The sequence below is a fragment of the Oceanobacillus sp. B139/18 genome (genome assembly GCF_055524595.1).
Genome location: NZ_JBVFXI010000002.1, coordinates 137,739 through 158,182, shown reverse-complemented (window position 1 = coordinate 158,182; position 20,444 = coordinate 137,739). Strand labels below are relative to the sequence as shown.

Sequence of the window (20,444 nt, the reverse complement as noted above, 5' to 3'; positions counted from 1 at the left end):
GGCGTTGAGATATGGATTCCAATCTTAATGAAACGAAACAGGATAAACTCTTTAAATATTTTGTGTATTTTTGTTTAACAATTGCTTTGCTACTCGTACTTTACCCATTAATTTATATTGTCAGTGCGTCTATTAGTAACCCATCCTATGTAAACTCTGGGGAAATGTGGCTCTGGCCAAAGGATATTACTTTTGAAGGTTACCGGTTAATCTTTGGTAATGATTCTATTTGGAGAGGCTACTTGATGACAGTAGTTTACACAGTGTTAGGTACATCTATCAATCTATTGATAACGATTCCAGCAGCTTATGCGTTAGCACGTAAAGATTTTTATGGAAGAGGTTTCTTTACTGGTCTATTCGTTCTAACCATGTTCTTTTCAGGCGGGTTAATTCCAACGTATTTAGTAGTAAGAGATCTAGGGTTAATTGATACAATCTGGGCAATGGTACTTCCTAATGCCGCATCAGTATGGAATATTGTTATTGCGCGGGTATTCTTTCAGTCTACGATTCCAAGAGGCTTGGAAGAAGCGGCAACGATCGATGGTGCCTCTAACTTTAAACTGTTTTTCAAGATTATTTTACCTTTATCGGCTCCAATTATTGCGGTAATGGCATTGTTCTATGGTGTAGGTCACTGGAATGGTTACTTTAATGCATTGATTTATATTTCTGATCGAGAGTTATTCCCATTACAGTTAGTGTTAAGAGAGATCTTGGTTCTACAAGATATGTCTTCTAATAACACAAATATGACAGGAGAGGCTGCCCAGTTAATTCATAGTAATCAGCAACTGGCTGCCGTCATTAAGTATGGAGTAATGATTGTTTCCTCTTTACCTGTAATCATTGTGTATCCATTCTTACAGAAATACTTTGTAAAGGGTGTAATGATTGGATCTTTGAAAGGTTAATTGTGAATATATAAATAAACAAATGACATAATGTGTGTAACTAGCGGCATCTTGGATGGATTACAGCTATTAGTCTTAGCTGGCAGACATGTTAAGTACGACTGTTGTAGGATTTCTGCTGCAAGGGCTGCCTGGTAAATAAAATGACTATAAACGTTCATTTTTAGGAGGTGAATTTAGTAACCAGTAGTAAGTACAGCTAACAAGGGATGCCCAATTCGATAAAAAGATTATTAAGGGAGAGAGGTTACAAAATATGAAAAAACATTTTTTATCAGTTCTAGTCAGTGTGCTATTCGTTAGTTTATTTGCTGCATGTAGTAGTAACTCATCTGATGATGAGAGAAAACTAGCTTCAACCGAAGAAACAGTAGAAATAAATGAAGAAGGGTTTCCAATCGTTGATGAGAAAATTACGATTTCGTTAATGGCTCCAGGTACTGGGGTGGAAGACTGGGCAAATATGGAAACTCTTCAGGAATATTCAGAGATGACCAATATCGATTTGTCATTTGATACCCCTCCAGTAAGTGATTTCCAAACAAAATTGAATTTAGCATTTGCAAGTGGTGATATTGCAGATATTATATATGCCGCTGGTTCTGACGATTTTACTCCTGGTATGGAGGTTGATTATGGACAGCAAGGTGTATTACTCCCATTAGAAGATCTAATTGAGGAGCATGCGCCAAATATTCAAAAGTTATTAGATGAAAATCCAGAGATAGAGAAATCAATCACGACAGTAGACGGTCATATCTATTCTCTACCACGTGTTGCAGAGGGTGGTTCATCGGCACAATGGGTTACAGGTCCGATGTGGTATAACGGACAATGGTTAGATGAGCTAGGTGTGGAAGAGTTGCCAAAGACAGTGGATGAATTTTACGATTTGTTAATACGTTTTCGTGATGAAGATCCAAATGGCAATGGGAAAGCGGACGAGATTCCATTGTTAGACGTAAAAATGGACAGTACCCGTCCATGGTTACTTGCGGCATTTGGGCTAAAGGAATGGGGAATTGAAGAGGTAGATGGTGAAGTACGTTATACGCCAATTACCGAAAATTATAGAGAATATTTAATCTTTATGAATCAGTTATATGAAGAGGGGTTGTTAGACCCGGAAACATTCTCACAATCAGATGAACAAAAGAAAGCCAAAGGTCAACAAAATAGATTAGGTCTATTCCCGGATTGGTTCTCATTCTTTACAACTGGTGAAACAGAAGAAGAAGCGATGAATAATCCAATGTTCCATCCACTTACAAGTGAATGGTCTGAAGAGGCTGTAATGCCGCTAAGTTCAGGGATTTCAAGAGGAACTTTCTCTATTACAGTAAATAATAATAATCCAGAAGCTTCGATTCGATGGATTGATTATTTCTATTCAGAGGAAGGTTATGCCTTCTTGAATATGGGACCTGAAGGAGAACTGTGGGAACGTGGTGAAGATGGTGAAATTATCGAGCTTGATCCTCCTGAAGGATATGATAGTGCAGAGGATTATCGCGGGACATTAACACCAGATTATGGTATTGCTACACCAACAGTAACCTATCCAATTGAAGGAAAAGAAGAATCTGAATTTGATCAATTCATTAGAGCAGAAACAGAAGAAAAAATTGAACCATATGGTGAAGTACCATATCCGCTAGTATATTTAACTAAAGAGGAGCAAGATGAGTTAAACACGATTGAAGTAGATTTAGAATCTTATGTAAGGCAAATGGAGGCTAAATTTATTACAGGTGTTGAGCCAATTTCGAATTGGGACTCCTATGTGGAAACGATTGAGAATATGAATCTTGATAGATATATCGAAATCAATCAAGATGCTTACGATCGCTGGGTAAATAACTAATAGATAATAGCAAGAGAATGACTCGTTTTTTACAACCAAATTTTAAAGTAAAAGGACGAGCCATTTTTTTATTTAGATGAAGAGGATAGAGTCTCTCCATAAACATGAAATAAATGATGAAGCGGAGTTTTTCTGGCTTGGTTAAGGAGTGAATATGCATATGTGGTTAACAGAGAAGAAATTAAATGGAAGAATACAGGAAATTGCACCATACCGCTATCGAGATATACAAAAACTTGATACATGGCAGTATACCGAAGATAAGGCTGGGGAAATTGCAGCCTGGCCACCGACAGACTTATCACAGGCGAAGCCAATTAAGATAGGGGATCGCTGGAGCGGGAGGGATTTGTATGTCTGGCTTCAAAAGAAAGTAGCTATTCCTGATGGATGGCAGAATAAAACAATCGTAGGTTTTTTTGATTTTGGCGACACAGGGGCAGGAGGCAACTCTGGTTTTGAATCCTTACTGTTCATTAATCATAAACCATATCAGGGAGTCGATTCCAATCACAAAGAAGTCTTTCTATCAGAAGAGTTGACAGGGGAAAAGATCCAGCTTGACTTTCGCTTATGGACAGGATTGGAAGGCGGTGGGCAGCCAAGGGAACAGCACTATCGCTTTCAACATGCATGGCTTGCTGTATTAGACGAAGCCGTTGATCATTTTTATTTTGATGCCAAGGCGATTCTGGAAACCATTCAAGCTTTGCCAGATACACAGCTGGAGAAATCAAAACTTTCCCAATGTTTAAATGAAGCATTCGTACAGATTGATTGGCTGAATCCAGGCTCAGAATCATTTTATCAATCAGTATATCAAGCCAATCAATATTTAACAGAGCAGCTAAAGAAGATGCCAAAATGCAGTGAAGTCATTTTTCATTGTATAGGGCATACTCATATTGATGTGGCATGGTTATGGCGATTAAAACATACTCGTGAGAAGTCGGCCCGTTCTTTTAGCACTGTATTACGGTTAATGGAGAAATATCCAGAATATCTTTTCTTGCAGAGTCAGCCGCAATTATATGATTATATCAAACAAGATTATCCAGAACTATATCAGCAAATAAAAGAAAAGGTTAATGAGGGTAAATGGGAAGTAGAAGGCGGAATGTGGATAGAATCTGATTGTAACATCCCTTCAGGCGAATCCTTAGTCAGACAGTTACTCCTTGGTACTCGATTCTTCAAAGAAGAGTTTGGGAAGGAAAACGAGGTACTTTGGTTACCAGACGTATTCGGCTATAGCTGGGCTTTACCACAGATTTTGAAGAAGTCAGGATTTAAGTCGTTTATGACAACGAAGATTAGCTGGAACCAATATAATCGAATGCCGCATGATACTTTTCAATGGCGTGGAATAGATGGTAGTGAAATTCTGACACACTTTATTACAACAACAGAGCCATGGCCTGAATCAACCTATTATACGTATAACGGCTATATGGAACCGAAAATCACCCTGGATTCATGGGAAGCCTATCAAAACAAAAATCTCAATCAAGATTTACTGTTGGCTTATGGTTATGGAGATGGCGGCGGCGGTGTAAATCGTGAAATGTTAGAAATGCGCCGACGTATTGATAAAATTCCTGGACTGCCACAAGCCAAACCTTCAAAAGCAAAGAACTATTTTGAACAATTGCGAAATAAAGTTGCAGACACCGATCAATATGTGCATACATGGGATGGGGAACTTTATCTGGAATTCCATCGTGGCACCTATACATCTCAGGCATTTATGAAAAAGATGAATCGCAAGTTAGAGCTCTTGTATCGTGAAAGCGAATGGCTGAATAGCTGGGCAAGTGTAACTGGTCAAGGAGTGACGTATCCAAGTAAGATATTGACCGATGGATGGAAGATTATTTTACGTAACCAATTCCACGATATTATTCCAGGGTCTTCTATTAAAGAGGTATATGAAGATGCTGAGGTGGAGTACAAAGAGGCGGAAGAGCTTGGTCAACAAACATATGAGCAAGCAATGAAAGTACTTGTTTCTTCTAAAGCCAATCTTTCGTATCTGGTCTTTAATGCTGCTTCTTGGAAGCGAGATGATTTAGCCTTTGTTCCTAATCAAACTGGAGGAATATGGAAGGATAGTCAGGGCAAACTGCTAGAAGCTCAAGAAGTAGAAGGTGGGAGCCTTGTAAATGTTCAAGCCGTTCCAGCGTTAGGTTACAAAACAATCTATTTTGAACCAAAAGAGAAAAAAAGAAAAGAATCCAATTTCCAACCATTACCTAATGGTGTCGTTTCACCATTTTACGAAATAGAGTGGAATGAGCAAGGTCAGTTAATCCGTATATTCGATCGTATAGCGAATCGGGAAGTACTCGAGGCAGGTAGAATTGGAAATGACCTGCAAATTTTTGAAGATAAACCATTAATGTTTGATGCATGGGATATTGACATCTTCTATCAAGAAAAAATGGAACATGTTGATCAAGTGAAGGTTATCGAACAACAGGAAATTGGTGCGCTGTTTACCAGTATTCGTTTCCAGTGGAGCTATGGTTCCTCTACGATTTCACAAGATATGATTTTATATGCAGATCAACCGCGAATCGACTTTAAGACAACGGTTGATTGGCAGGAACGCCAGCGATTATTAAAGGTTGCCTTCCCAGTGGATGTACGTACAACGGAAGCAACTTACGATATCCAATATGGCAATGTAAAACGTCCTACACACTGGAATACGAGCTGGGATTACGCCCGATTTGAATCAGTGGGACATAAGTGGGCAGATATCCAAGAGCCGGGTTATGGCGTAAGCTTATTAAACGACAGTAAATACGGTTACGATATCAAAGACAATGTCTTGCGTCTGTCCTTATTAAAGGCACCGACCTTTCCAGATCCAGAGGGGGACAGGGGCGAACACCGATTTACTTATTCCTTGCTGCCTCATCTAGGAGATTGGCGTGGAGCGGAAGTACCACAGCAAGCCTATTATCTTAATGATAGATTAAAGGTAACTCCAGGTGAAAAAGAAGCTTCAGAACAGTCATTCATTGCTTCCAATGCAAATTATATCGAAATTGATGCAGTGAAACAGGCGGAAGATAGTAAAGAAGTTATTGTTCGTCTTCATGAATTCCATGGACGTCGTGGTCAAGTAAGATTAATAAGTGACTTAGGGATAGTCTCATGGCAGACATGTGATTTAATGGAGCGAAAAGAAGGGGCTAAACAAGAAGGTGACATTGTCTTCGATATAACCCCGTATGAGATTAAAACGATTGCTATAGAGTTTAATGAATAATTTGGAGGTAGAAACATGCAGGATACACAACAGAGAACTGTTCATATCATTTCCCATACTCACTGGGATCGAGAATGGTATTTACCATATGAAAAACATCATTTTTTACTAGTAAAATTCATGGATGAACTCATTGATACATTAGAAATTGATCCAAACTATAAAAGTTTCCATTTAGATGGCCAAACAATTATTCTTGATGATTATCTGGAAATACGTCCTGAAAAGAGAGAACAAATCAAGAAACTAGTTGAGGCAGATAGAATTCATGTCGGACCATGGTATATCTTACAGGATGAATTTTTAACCAGCAATGAATCCAATATCCGTAACCTGCAATATGGAATGAAAGACGCAAAGGAATGGGGGAATATTTCAAAAATTGGTTATTTCCCTGACTCCTTTGGCAATATGGGACAAGCTCCGCAAATAATAAAACAAGCAGGCATTCATCATGCGGCATATGGGCGTGGTGTAAAACCGACCGGATTTAATAACCTTATCAGTGAGGCAGATATGTATGAGTCTCCTTATTCTGAAATGAAATGGCAATCACCGGATGGCTCAGAGGTAATCGGAATTTTGTTCGCTAATTGGTATTGTAATGGCAATGAGATTCCAACGGATAAAGAAGCTGCCAAGAAATATTGGGATGAACATTTAGAAGCTATGGAAAAGTATGCCTCCTCTAATCATATGTTGATGTTAAATGGTTGTGATCATCAGCCCGTACAGTACAATCTGTCGAAAGCCATAGAGGTGGCACAAGAACTTTATCCTGATGTTCAATTTGTTCACTCGAATTTCAATGATTATGTGGCAGCACTGGATGATCAATTAAATCAAGAAAAGTTAAAAACGGTGGATGGCGAATTACGCAGTCAGCATACAGATGGCTGGGGGACATTAGTAAATACAGCTTCTTCCCGTGTTTATTTAAAGCAAATGAACCAGGAAGTACAAACTCTGCTGGAGAGTGAATTAGAACCATTAGCAACATTTGCTTATCTTGTGGGCGAACAATATGATCACGATATTTTAGAGTATGCTTGGAAAACCTTAATGCAAAATCATCCTCACGATAGTATATGCGGGTGTAGTGTCGATGAAGTCCATCGTGGAATGGTGACACGTTTTGAGAAAAGCAAGCATATGAGTGAGAGTCTAAAGAAAGATGTATTAGAGAAATTAACGAAACGGATAGATACAAGTGTATTTAAACAATATGGAAAGAAACCTGTTCCATTAGCAGTGTTTAATACAACAGGACATCAGCGTACAAGTATAGCAACAGTACAAGTTGATTTAGAGCGTCAATATTATGCAGATGGTGTCAATCGGCAACAATTAGTTGATAAAGATATTAGCGGATATAAACTAGTAGATTCTACTGGTAATGTTCTGCCATTTACTTTAGAAGATAAAGGGGTTGTATTTGATTACGACCTGCCAAAACATCAATTCCGTCAGCCGTACTTGACGAGAAGGGTAATTATTTCATTCGAGGCTGTGGAGATGCCTGGCTTTAGTCACCGTGCTTATGCCTTGGTAGAGACAGAAGCTCAAGTAGCAGAGGAAGCTAAGATTGCCTCTGCTGATAAAGTATTAGAAAATAAGTGGCTGAAAGTTAAGATCCAGCTAAATGGTTCACTTTCTATTTTTAACAAAACAACGAATCAGTCATTTGACCATGTATTAGTGTATGAAGATACGGGAGATATCGGCAATGAGTATATGTATAAACAGGCTAATGATGATCTTACTATCACAACGGAGGATCTAAAGGCAGATATTCGTTTGCTGGAGAATGACAGTTACCGTGCCACCTACGAAATTATCCATCAATTAGAAATACCAGAAAGTGCAGATGAGACATTAGAGCAAGAACAGCAGGCTGTTGTGTGGTTTACCAATCGAAAGGCAAAGCGCAGTAATAGGACAACCTTACTTACTATTCAAACCCAGGTTTCCTTAACAGAATATGGTAGAGGAATAGATGTGGAAGTAAAGTATACGAATAATGCCAAGGATCACCGCTTACGTGCATTGATCCCTACCAATATTCAATCGGATCACCATTATGCCGATTCTATATTTGAAGTAGCCAAACGTCCCAATGTGCCGGCAGAGGAGTGGACTAATCCCAATTGCTCTCAACATCAACAAGCATTTGTCAGTATGCATGATGAACAGAAAGGCTTGACCATTGCCAACAAGGGACTAAATGAATATGAAATATTAAGGGATGAACAGAATACAATTGCTATTACCTTGTTACGTGCAGTCGGAGAACTTGGTGACTGGGGACATTTTCCAACACCAGAGGCTCAATGCTTAGGAGAACAAACGGCAAGCCTTAAGATCTTTCCACATGGAGCAGATGATACTTGTTATGATGTCTATCAGCAAGCCTATTTATATCAAGTTCCATTATCGACTTTCGCTCTTCCTGAACAAACACGGGAATTAGCAGCAGAACACAGCTATATCCAGATCGCCTTACCAAGTCAGGTAGCTTGGTCTTCCTTGAAGGTAGCAGATGATACGAAGGACGTATATTTGCGTTTGTTCAACATGTCTGACCAGGAAGGCAACGCAACTATTGCTATAAATCAAGCGGCAGAGGCATATGAGAGTAATGTAATAGAAGAGAAATTGGCAGGAATAGCGAATGAGATTAAGCTATCGCCTTATCAAATAAACACAATTGGATGGAGATTAAAATAGAGGGAAGTGAAATGATTGACAAATCAATTACAACTTACTACATCGATTAAGCAATTAATCGATGTAGTAAAACAACATTATCAAAGAGAGCCGAAGCTTCAGCATTTATTTGAGAATTGCTTCGTCAATACGTATCAGACAACGATCCGCCCGCAAGAGGATGGTACTACCTTCGTTATTACGGGGGATATACCGGCGATGTGGTTACGTGATTCGGCTGCACAGGTACGCCCATACCTTATGTTAGCAGGTGAAGACCAAGCGATAGCCGATATAATAAAAGGGGTAATCGAAAAACAGTTTGCTTTTATTAATCATGATCCTTATGCAAATGCGTTTAACGAAGAACCTAATGGAAATAAATACCATGAAGACCAAACGAAAATGACAGATTGGATCTGGGAACGCAAGTATGAGATTGATTCCTTATGTTACCCTATTCAATTAGCTTATCTATATTGGAAAACAACTGGTCAAGTCAGCCATTTTAACGATACTTTTAAGAGTGCCGGTGAAAAGATCTTAACAGTATGGAAAACCGAACAACGCCATCATGAAGACTCCGATTATCATTTTGTGAGAGATAATGGTCCTGTACAAGATACACTGTCACATGAAGGTGCCGGAGCACCAGTTGTCTATACTGGTATGACTTGGAGCGGATTCCGGCCTAGTGATGACGCTTGTGAATACGGTTACTTAGTACCAGCGAATATGTTTGCTGTTGTATCTCTGCAGCAGTTAGCTGAGATTGCAAATGAGGTTTTAGGTGATCCCTTATTAGCAGAACAAGCAGAGAAATTAGCAGAGGAAATCGATAAAGGGATCAATGAATACGGTACAGTGAATCATCCGACATACGGTGAAATCTATGCCTATGAAACAGATGGACTTGGTAACTATGTACTGATGGATGATGCCAATGTGCCAAGCTTGTTATCTATCCCTTACTTAGGATACCGCCCATTTGATGACAAAATCTATCAAAATACCAGAAGGTTTCTCTTAAGCGAAGAGAATCCATATTACTTCACAGGAAAAGTAGCAAGTGGGATTGGCAGTCCACATACACCTAATCAATATATATGGCATATTGCATTGGCTATTCAAGGATTGACATCGATTGATGAGACAGAAAAGCAACAAATCACTGAATTATTTAAAACAACAGATGCGAATGAGAACTTAATGCATGAAGGTTTTCACGTAGATGACCCAAGTCAATATACAAGACCATGGTTCTCTTGGGCAAATTCGATGTTTAGTGAGTTCCTGTTGAGCAGGATAGGACGTGTTGTCAAAGGGAGTCCGCTTGATAAAGTAAGGAGCTTGTAAATAGTTTTACTTAAAGACTAGGGAGGATTGTCAAAGATCTAGCCAACCATGCTTAAGTTAGGGATCATAAGTTTTGCCCATATGCATGCATTAAATTATGCTGCCGCTCTAACCAAAAGCAACCAAGCAGAATTAGTGACAATCTGGTATGATGGCCACCATCGATCCGAGCTAGTCAAGGCCAAAGACTTTCCCGACATGGGGAGATGTGACGATGTCTATCTTTGGTGAAGAAGGTATGCTGGAGGTGGATGCCTTTAAACAGCACCATCTATTCTATAATGATAAAGAGAATAAGCTAGAAGAACAGACTTGGGCAGATGATATAGATTAGGCACTAGTAGAGGACTTTATTGATTGCGTGAGAACCAATCGTGAACCATCTATTGCAGGAATAGACGGCTTAAGAACTTTGGAAGCTGTCAAAGCAGCCTGCCTATCCAACCAAGAAAATAAACCAATAACAATTGAAGCGATTAGAGGAGGAGTCTCTATATGAAACTAGGAATGAGCTCATACAGTTTAGCAAATGCTCTCCACTCTGGAGAAATGACTATTTTAGATGTGATGCAATGGACTAAAGATTTGGGTGGAGAACATATTGAAATCGTACCGATCGGTTATACATTAACCAATAATCCTCAATTGATAGAAGATATTGTCAACAAGGCAAAAGAATTAGATTTAGCTATCTCTAACTATGCCATTGGTGCGGACTTCTTGTCTGGGGATGATGAAGCTTTTGAACAAGAAGTGGAGAGGGTTAAGAAGGAAGTCGATATTGCCAACCAATTAGGTGCGAAACGAATGCGCCACGATGTATCGTTCAAGCCTCCTCATGAAGCTGGCATTGAGCAGTTTGACAAAGATCTGCCAAAGATTGTGAAAGCCTGCCAAATCATAGCGGATTATGCGAAGCAATATGATATTGTAACTAGTATTGAGAATCATGGCTTCTATTTACAAGCAAGTGATCGTATTAATCTTATTATAGCGAAAGTAAATCGTTCTAACTTCAGGCATACCTTAGATACGGGTAATTTCGTCTGTGTCGATGAAGATCCTGTCTCTGCCATCAAGAAATGCTTAAATAATATCTCTATGCTGCATGTAAAGGATTTCTATGTTCGTCCAGATTCTCATGCTAATCCGGGGGAAGGCTGGTTCGGATCTGCAACAGGTAATTACTTAAGAGGCGCTATTACAGGACATGGTGATCTGCCATTAGCCGATATTCTCAAGATTGTAAAAGAGAATGGCTACCAAGGCTTTGTATCGATTGAATTTGAAGGAATGGAGGAGTGCAAGAAAGCGAGTGCCATTTCATTTGAAAATATCAAACAATTATGGAAATCACTTTAAGGGAGGATAATCAAATGAGCAAAATTAAAGTAGGTGTGATTGGATTAGGTTCTATTTCGGAAATGCACATCCAATCCTATCAGAAATCAGATGAGGCAGAGCTAGCTGCACTTTGTGATATTAATGAAGAACGTCTCCATAAGCAGGCGAAAAAATTGGGTGTAGAACATACATACACCGATTATCACGAGTTATTAGCCAATCCTGAAATTGATGCAGTAAGCATCTGTACATGGAATAACACCCATGCCCAAATTGCAATTGCTGCATTAAACAGTGGAAAAAGTGTGTTATCAGAAAAGCCTTTATGTAAAACGATAGAAGAAGCGAAGGCTGTTCAGCAAGCAGTAAAAGTTAACCCTGAACAATTCTTACAAGTGGGTTATGTGCGCCGTTTTGGTACAAATACCAAAGTTCTCAAAAAATTCATTGATAGTGGTGACTTAGGTGAGATTTACTATTCAAAGGCATCTTGTATTCGTGTCATAGGTAACCCGGGTGGATGGTTTGCTGATAAAGAGCGTTCCGGAGGGGGGCCTTTAATTGATCTTGGTGTCCACGTGATTGATCTTTGCTGGTATCTAATGGGTAAACCGAAAGTCAAATCAGTAAGCGGGAACACCTATCAGAAGTTGGGAAATCGTTCGAATGTAGAATTCAAATCTTTCTATAAAGCGGCTGATTATGATGCAGAGAAGAATGACGTTGAGGATTTTGCTAATGCGATTATTCGTTTTGAAAATGGCGCGTCCATCGTTGTGGATGTCAGCTTTGCATTACATGCCAAAAAAGAAGAAATTAATTTAAGCTTACATGGTGATAAAGGCGGGGCTGTTATTGAGCCGGCACTAGAAATTTTTACAGAAAAGAATAACATTATCTTAAACAGCACACCGCAAATTGATCATTTATCTTTCGATTTCGTTCATGGATTCCAAAAAGAAATTGATCACTTTATCGCGTGTGTAAAAGGCGAAGAATCAACGATTGCTCCTGTGGAAGACGGGGTAGAAATGATGAAGATCCTTACAGGTGTGTATCAATCAAGTTTAGAACAAAAAGAAATACATTTTGATATTTAGGTGGTGCAGAAGTGAATGAGCAGGAAAGAAAAATGGCAATTAGAAGATTGGCGATTTAAAGAAGCAGCAGAGGATGATTGGAAGAAAGCAACTGTTCCCGGGTGTGTTCATACGGATTTATTAGATCATGGCATTATTGAAGATCCATTTGTTGGAAAGAAAGAGCTTGATGTACAATGGATTGATAAGAAAAACTGGGAGTACCAAACAACATTTAACATATTAGAAGAAACTTTGCAAGAAGAACATATTGTGCTCACCTTTGAAGGTTTAGATACCTATGCCGATGTGATCTTGAATGACACTGCTATTCTTAAGGCAAGTAATATGTTCCGTATTTGGAAAGTAGATATCAAGAATCAGTTGAAAAAAGGTGAGAATACCCTCCGTGTCTATTTCCATTCTCCAATTCAGCATGATATCGATAAACCAGATCAAATTGGCTTCAATTATCCAGCAGATAATGATCACTCAGAAGATGGCGAAGTAGGTGAGAAGAAACTCAGTATTTTTACTCGTAAAGCCCCTTTTCATTATGGCTGGGATTGGGGACCGCGCTTTGTTACATCAGGTATCTGGAAAGAGGCTTATATTGAAACTTGGTCTAATTTGAAGATTCAAGATGTTTACTTTGAACAACAAGAGGTGACAACAGAGCAGGCAGCAGTAAAGGCTCAATTAGAGTTAAAAACTACGAAAGCACAAGAGGTGACCATTAAGATTAGCGATCAATATGGCTGGGAACACCTGCAAACTGTAGCAGTAGAGCAAGGTATACAATTAGTAAAAGTACCGTTTATCAAAGAATCACCAAAATTGTGGTGGACTAATGGTTTAGGGGAGGCACACCTGTATCAATTTGATATCGAGGTGCTTTCAGCCGAACAGCAATTGTTAGACAGTTACCAGCTTACAACAGGTCTTCGATCTATCCGTTTTGTAAGGGAAAAAGACCAAAAGGGTGAAAGTTTTTATTTTGAATTAAACGGTGTTCCTGTTTTCGCAAAAGGGGCAAACCATATCCCGAATGACAGCTTCCAAACAAGAATAACGAAGGAACGCTATTTACACGAAGTGCTGACGGCAGTCGATACGAATATGAATATGCTTCGTGTCTGGGGCGGTGGTATTTATGAATATGAAGCATTCTATGAATATTGTGATCAATACGGCATCTTGGTTTGGCAAGATTTTATGTTTGCTTGCAGTATGTACCCTGGAGACGAAGCTTTCCTTGCGAATGTGAGGCAAGAGGCGATTGACCAAGTCAAGCGCTTAAGGAACTATGCCTCATTGGCCTTATGGTGTGGTAATAATGAGATTGATCAAGCATGGGCGGAATATGTTGAAGAAGCAGGATGGGGCTGGAAGCAGCGCTATAATGAAGAACAGCGTAAACAGTTATGGGAGGATTATGAGAAGTTATTCCATCAATTACTGCCTGCTGTAATTGGACAATATAATCCAGCGATTTCTTATTGGCCAAGCTCGCCAATGCAGGATCTATCCAATACTTCAGGGCGCCATGCTACCTTTGATACCCTAGACAAAGGTGATATGCACTATTGGGATGTCTGGCATGGGTTAAAGCCAATGGAAGCCTATAAAGAGAGTGTCGGACGTTTTATGAGTGAATACGGCTTTCAATCATTCCCAGAAGAGAAGACAGTCAGGGAATATGCTAAAGGAGAAGAATTGGAATTAGAGTCAGAAGTGATGCTCCATCATCAGAAAAATGGTTCAGGTAACCGTTTAATTAAGAACTATATGGAGATGTATTATAAAGAACCGAAAGATTTCTCAGCCTTTTTACATGTTAGTCATGTATTACAGGCCGATGCGATTAAGCAGGCAGTAGAAGGCCACCGTTTGCATATGCCGGATTGTATGGGGACTTTATATTGGCAGATGAATGATTGTTGGCCAGTAGCTTCGTGGTCCAGTATGGATTACTTTGGCAGGTGGAAAGCATTACAATTTGTGATGAAAGATCGCTTTAAGTCAACGGTTTTAATTGTTGACCAAACAGAAGAACAGTTAACGATTTATGCGGTATCTGATGCAGTAGAAAAACAAGAAGCTCAATTGGTATGTAAGCTATATGATTTCAATGGCAAAATGATTGATAAAACACTTACTTCAGTTGTGCTTGAAGCGAATACGTCAAACAAGCTGTCAGAAGAAGCTATATCTGCTTTCGAGCATGCAGATTGGAGCAAATCGATATTACACTGTGAATTGGTAAAAGCGGAAGAAACGATTGATACAGTCATTCATCTCTTTTCTAAACCTAAGGACATTGAATTACAGAATCCAAATATTACGTATGAAATAATCGAAGGCGGTATTGAACTTAAAACAGATTCCTTAGCCTTAAATGTCTGGTTAGATACAGATGAAACTGGTCACTTTGATGACAACAATTTCTCCTTGATACCAGGTGTCAAGAAATTTGTATCTTTCCGACAATCGCTAGATCCGCAAGACCAGCAGTCAGCTGAACTTGCCAAGGTCCAAGTAACATCTATGTTTGACTATATTACGAATTAATAGAGAGAAAGAGGTGTGCTGATAGTAAGCGGGAAATATAGACCGCATTCCATTATCTTTAAACTATATAGTTTATTAATAGTGCAAAATACGGAACCATTTTAGTAGTCAGGTATATGTTTCGTAATTATATCTAATTAAGTCATTGCATACTAAATGCAATGAAGTTATGAATAAAGAGGTGGTGACATCAATGTCAAATGATTATACATTTCCAAATAATTTTAAGTGGGGCGCTGCCGCTTCTGCTACACAAACTGAAGGTGCTTCACAACAAGATGGAAAAGCTAAAAACATTTGGGATTATTGGTTTGAAATAGAACTGGAACGTTTTCATGAAGGTGTTGGCCCCATGTTAACGTCCGATTTTTATCACCAGTTTAAGGACGATATTAAACGTATCAAAGCTATTCATGTTAATTCATTTCGAACGTCTATTTCATGGTCACGTTTGTTGCCAGACGGATTCAATGTTAATGAAAAAGCAGTTGACTTTTATAATGAAGTTTTTGATGAGCTTCTTAAACATGACATTGAACCGATAATTAACCTTTTTCATTTTGATATGCCCTTACCATTGCAGGAAAAAGGCGGGTGGGAAAGCTTAGAAGTTGTTGAGATGTTTAAGCATTATGCAAAGACCGCTTTTGAGCTTTTTGGTAAAAAAATTAAACGGTGGACAACCTTTAATGAGCCTATTGTCCCTGTTGAGATGGGGTATTTAAATCATTATCATTATCCGTGTGTCGTAGATATGAAGCGGGCTGTGGTTGTTGCTTACCATTCTATGCTGGCAAGTGCCAAGGCAATTAAAAGTTATCGACAAATGGATTTAGAAGGTGAGATTGGAATTATTTTGAATTTGTCACCATCTTATCCACGAAGTGATTCTGAAGAGGATGTGAAAGCCGCAAGGATTGTTGATTTATTTTTTAATAGAAGTTTTTTAGATCCGTCTGTTCTAGATAAATATTCTGAGGAACTTATAGAATTGTTGCGAGACTATGATTTGCTTCCTGCAGTAAAAGAAAGTGACTTAGAATTAATCGACGATAATACGGTTGATTTTTTAGGTGTTAATTATTATCAACCTAGACGGGTTAAAGAAAAAGAAATGTCAATTGATTCTGACACTCTATTGCCAGAAAATTTTTTTGACTCGTATATTTGGTCAGAACGCCGTATGAATCCATATCGAGGCTGGGAAATTTATGAAAAGGGAATTTATGACATCGCAATTAATATAAAAGACAGTTACGGAAATATACCGTGGTATGTTGCGGAAAATGGGATGGGCGTCGAGCATGAAGAACGTTTTTTAGATGAAGCAGGCATGGTTCAAGATGATTATCGAATTGAATTTTATGAAGAGCATTTAAAATGGTTGCATAAAGGAATTACGGAAGGATCAAATTGTTTTGGTTATCATGTTTGGACGTTTATGGACAACTGGTCATGGTTAAATGCTTATAAAAATAGATATGGTCTATATCGTGTTAATCTTGATACGCAGGAGCGTTCTTTAAAAAAGAGTGGTCAATGGTTCAGTCAAGTTGCTGAGCAAAATGGGTTTTAATGACCATTTCAGTAAACAGAAGTTGATAATCCGATGTTAATGATAGAGGTGTAACTGGTATGACGAGTATTCTTTCGTTTGATTTTGGAGGAACACATATAAAGTATGGTTTGGTTGATACAGATGGAAAGATAATAACTAAAGAAAAAACGCAAACTCCAAAGGCGCTTGAAATTTAATATTTTTTATTAAAAATCAATTAAAGCAGTATTCAAACGAAGATATAAAGGGGATTGCCATTAGCTCTCCCGATTCTGTTTCAGAAGAAGAAATTATTTATGGATCCGGCGCTATCCCGTATATACACGGACCAAATATAAAAAAACATATGGAGACGGAAACAGGATTGGCGGTCCATATCGAAAATGATGCCAACTGTGCTGCCCTTTCTGAGGTATGGAAAAGAGCTGCAACGGGAAAAAACGATGTTGCCGTTGTCGTGGTGGGCACGGGAATGGGAGGGGCATTCATTAAAAACGGCAGCATTCATAAGGGCGGTCATTTACATGGCGGGGAATTTGGTTATATGATTCTTAATTCAAATAACCTCGGTAGCGGGATGAATAAATTTAGCGAAACTGCTTCCACATTTTCTATTATAAAGCGTGTCGCACAACAAAAACAAGTTGATATATCATCATTAACTGGAGAACAAATCTTTCTAAAGGCAGAACAAGATGATGAAGTATGCAAGTAGAAAAAAGGAGCTGTCATCAAATGCAAACCATGTATTTTGTGACAGTTCCTTTTTCATCTGCTTATACCTATTCATATACTTTCGCTTGGAAAATTCCTATTATTAGATAATTACGTTAAAATAGCATTGTGAGGATTAATTATCACAGAATCAACTCCCAGTACTGTATGAAAAATTTCTGGTCAGGGGAGATTTGTTATAGGAGAATGTGCTATATGTTTAAAAAGATTGCCAGTGATGCATTAGGATTGAGTGATATTGGTAAAATTATTCAATCGGATAACTTCGATAAAACGGAATCAGATGATTACGTATTGCATGAAGAAGGGGAACAAATTCATTTTCTGATTAAATCGAAATCAGATGAATACTGCTTTACGAATCGCTCCTTCATCCACTTAGATGGGGAAAAGGCAACAAGCAGTAAGCGGAATATTTATCGCTATGATTACTACCGCTATCCTATTCAGAACGTCACAGTAGAAACGGCTGGTACGATTGACCTGGACCTTGAAATAAAATTTACGATTGGCGGACAAGCTATTTCCGTAGATATTGAGAAAAAGGAAGGCGAGGCTATTGCTGATTTATATAAATCATTAGTTACCATTTCACATATTCAAGACAGTGATGCACGTGTGAAAGGTTATGCAAAAGATAGTCTTGATTTATCCAAAACCTTATTCACTGACAACCGTTTTCAGGAAGGAACCATAGCGAATGAATTTGAAAAAGCTGCGAAATTTGCTTTTGATTGGCTAAATACGACATACAATGACAATACACGAAAAGATTTTGGTGATATTTTTAAAAAATATATTCAAAATTAATAAGGAAACTTTATAATGAATAGTGTCTCCTGATACACCATGATTAGACCAGATTAAATCACGTTTTAAAATAATCATTATATCTGCTTGCGTGAGCGCTGAAGAAATTTGGTTTTTCTGTGTGCTCCGGTGATTGCTGAAAAGGTACTGACAAAGTAGAATAAAAACAAGCGTATTGTAGAAGATAGGAATTAATTAAAAGTTAGGAGAATGCCAAATGATTAACGGAGTGGAATTTGATTTTGTTGTAAAAGACAGCAAAGCAGCTTTAGCGCAGTACAAGTCTATTTTTGATGTAGAAGTAGTAGAAGAAACAAATTTTAAAGCAGGAAATAATGAAGCGGTATTTACCATTTACGGGACGCGTTTTCACATGCTTGATGAGAATCCTGAATATCAATTATTTGCTCCGAAAGAAGGGGAGACACAATCTTTTTGGTTCAATATTGCAGTTCCGGACATTCAAGAAACATATGAAAAAGCGATGGCTGCGAATGCAACAGAAATACAGCCTGTTACAAGGATGGAAGAAATGGGCATCTCTAATGCAATGTTTGCTGACAGCTATGGGTATGTATGGATGTTACATGAGATTCACCGCGAAGTATCCTTTGAAGAACGCGTGGATATTCTAAGTAAAGACTTTGAATAAATATCTGTGCTATTTTGTAGAGATGCTTACTTAAAAAGTTTCATACATCTGAAATCTTTATGACAGTCAAATATAAATGAAACAAAACGTTTACTAATTCCATTAGGGAAAATAGGAACGTTTTTTCTATATATGAATAGGAGAGATTGCAAACCCGTTAATCTATAAACAGGCCTTGTTCGAGGTATGGTGCTCTTTAATTTTCTTCACTATATACTTATGACCCTGAAATAAATAACAATCGTAGGAACGTTCCTTTTGTGAATGCTATAATGACATCATGTGATGAAGGATCTGGTTATTATGGGGAATTTATTAAAAACTCCTACAGGAATAATAATCTTTTTTATTATCATAATGATAGCGTATTTTATCATGGGGATGATAGAAAAGCGTTAATATTAGAGCTCTCTATATAATTTAATCTATTTAAAAGAAGGAGGAAAAATAATATGGACAAGTCAAATAAAAACTTTACTCCCGTACGTCTGCATCTGGAATTAACAGACGCTTATTTGTCGGATTATGAAAAAAGAATGCTGAATCGGTATGGGGAGACTTTAACTGGTGGATCAATATCCCGAGACATTCTGATTCCATCTGATATGCCGCTGCACAACCTTCATTATGCAATTCAAAAACTATTTGGATGGCAAAATGCGCATCTGCGCAAATTTCAACTTCCTGATCCTGTATTTCAGAAACTGACCGGAGGCACGGTAAAGGGCTGGTCTGATTTAGTAGGTACGCTATTTCAACCTCCATCTGAAGCAGAAAGTGATCTTTTTTGGGACGAAGATTATAAAAGTGGAAGTATCCATACATGGTTGAGGAAGAAGTATACAGGGCCTTTCATATATAAGGGGACACTGGAGCAGCCGGAAATAGCGAAGCAGGATATGAAGGAAATGTTAGATTATTTTACAATGATTGAAGTGAAAGAATCATTTACGGATTATCTGGAACGGAAAAAGCAAAATCCTGATACAGAAATGAGAACCATCCGGAAAGCGCCATTAGTTGAATTAACTCTTGCTGAAATGCGCTCAGCGTTTACTTTAGAGGGGGATGTGGAAAACTTGCTGGAGCGTCTGGAAGTGGATAAGGTAATCGCTGCGAAAGCGGAAGAAATACAGGACAATAAATTGTTTCCCGTAACAGATGAACTCATTTATCAGTATGATTTTGGAGATGATTGGACGGTGAAAATCACCAAATATGAGGATTGTGCGGATTTATTACATCGAAATTTGATAGATCAAGAGGAGTTGGCGGAAGCAGAAGCAATGGTTTTGGATAAGCATAAACCAGTTTGTATTCATAAACAAGGTATCTCCGTATGTGATGATGTTGGCGGCTTAAGCGGCTTTGCCAATTTTTTAGGAACTATTTATGAAAGCGAAGATAGGCTGGAAAAGTCTGAGATGCGGGCTTGGGCAAAAAGCCTTGGCTGGAGTGCGCAAAAGGTTTCTGTAAAAACATTATTATAGAAAGTTTAAGGGAAATAATTCCTTTCTTAAAGGGGTTACCATTTATTATTTTTCTCATACATAAGAAGCGAGTAGTATCCGTCTG

The 20,444-nt window shown here is 38.4% G+C and carries 14 protein-coding genes; all 14 read left to right on the top strand.

Annotated elements, in window-relative coordinates:
- Positions 1–11: 11 nt before the first annotated feature.
- Positions 12–917: a carbohydrate ABC transporter permease gene (locus ACZSMY_RS08140; RefSeq protein WP_193063856.1), complete on the top strand. Its 906-nt coding sequence runs from the start codon at positions 12–14 to the stop codon at positions 915–917.
- Between the two features lie 256 nt (positions 918–1,173).
- Positions 1,174–2,781 carry an extracellular solute-binding protein gene (locus ACZSMY_RS08135; RefSeq protein WP_465147655.1) on the top strand — a complete coding sequence of 536 codons (1,608 nt, stop codon included), beginning with the start codon at positions 1,174–1,176 and terminating at the stop codon, positions 2,779–2,781.
- Positions 2,782–2,941: 160 nt separating this feature from the next.
- The gene (locus ACZSMY_RS08130) at positions 2,942–6,058 is read left to right on the top strand and encodes an alpha-mannosidase (RefSeq protein WP_465147654.1); all 3,117 of its coding nucleotides are present in this window, start codon (positions 2,942–2,944) and stop codon (positions 6,056–6,058) included.
- A 15-nt stretch (positions 6,059–6,073) separates the two neighbouring features.
- Complete coding sequence (locus ACZSMY_RS08125) at positions 6,074–8,785, top strand: alpha-mannosidase (RefSeq protein WP_465147653.1); 2,712 nt, start codon at positions 6,074–6,076, stop codon at positions 8,783–8,785.
- Between the two features lie 15 nt (positions 8,786–8,800).
- On the top strand, positions 8,801–10,120 hold the full coding sequence (locus ACZSMY_RS08120) for a glycoside hydrolase family 125 protein (RefSeq protein ID WP_465147652.1): 1,320 nt from the start codon (positions 8,801–8,803) through the stop codon (positions 10,118–10,120).
- Positions 10,121–10,615: 495 nt separating this feature from the next.
- Positions 10,616–11,482: a sugar phosphate isomerase/epimerase family protein gene (locus ACZSMY_RS08115; protein WP_193063851.1), complete on the top strand. Its 867-nt coding sequence runs from the start codon at positions 10,616–10,618 to the stop codon at positions 11,480–11,482.
- Between the two features lie 14 nt (positions 11,483–11,496).
- The gene (locus ACZSMY_RS08110; RefSeq protein ID WP_193063850.1) at positions 11,497–12,564 is read left to right on the top strand and encodes a Gfo/Idh/MocA family protein; all 1,068 of its coding nucleotides are present in this window, start codon (positions 11,497–11,499) and stop codon (positions 12,562–12,564) included.
- Positions 12,565–12,579: 15 nt separating this feature from the next.
- Positions 12,580–15,114 carry a beta-mannosidase gene (locus ACZSMY_RS08105; RefSeq protein WP_193063849.1) on the top strand — a complete coding sequence of 845 codons (2,535 nt, stop codon included), beginning with the start codon at positions 12,580–12,582 and terminating at the stop codon, positions 15,112–15,114.
- Between the two features lie 184 nt (positions 15,115–15,298).
- A complete protein-coding gene (locus ACZSMY_RS08100; RefSeq protein ID WP_465147764.1) occupies positions 15,299–16,690 on the top strand; it encodes a glycoside hydrolase family 1 protein in 1,392 nt (463 codons plus the stop codon).
- A gap of 59 nt (positions 16,691–16,749) precedes the next feature.
- Positions 16,750–16,869 carry an ROK family protein gene (locus ACZSMY_RS08095; protein ID WP_193063847.1) on the top strand — a complete coding sequence of 40 codons (120 nt, stop codon included), beginning with the start codon at positions 16,750–16,752 and terminating at the stop codon, positions 16,867–16,869.
- Complete coding sequence (locus tag ACZSMY_RS08090; protein WP_193063916.1) at positions 16,869–17,387, top strand: ROK family protein; 519 nt, start codon at positions 16,869–16,871, stop codon at positions 17,385–17,387. The genes ACZSMY_RS08095 and ACZSMY_RS08090 overlap by 1 nt, the downstream gene beginning before the upstream one ends.
- 215 nt (positions 17,388–17,602) lie before the next feature.
- A complete protein-coding gene (locus ACZSMY_RS08085) occupies positions 17,603–18,217 on the top strand; it encodes a PH domain-containing protein (protein ID WP_193063846.1) in 615 nt (204 codons plus the stop codon).
- A 217-nt stretch (positions 18,218–18,434) separates the two neighbouring features.
- Complete coding sequence (locus ACZSMY_RS08080) at positions 18,435–18,869, top strand: VOC family protein (RefSeq protein ID WP_212928292.1); 435 nt, start codon at positions 18,435–18,437, stop codon at positions 18,867–18,869.
- A 452-nt stretch (positions 18,870–19,321) separates the two neighbouring features.
- Positions 19,322–20,359, top strand: coding sequence for a plasmid pRiA4b ORF-3 family protein (locus tag ACZSMY_RS08075; protein ID WP_256705999.1), 1,038 nt, complete (start codon positions 19,322–19,324; stop codon positions 20,357–20,359).
- The last annotated feature ends 85 nt before the right edge of the window (positions 20,360–20,444 follow it).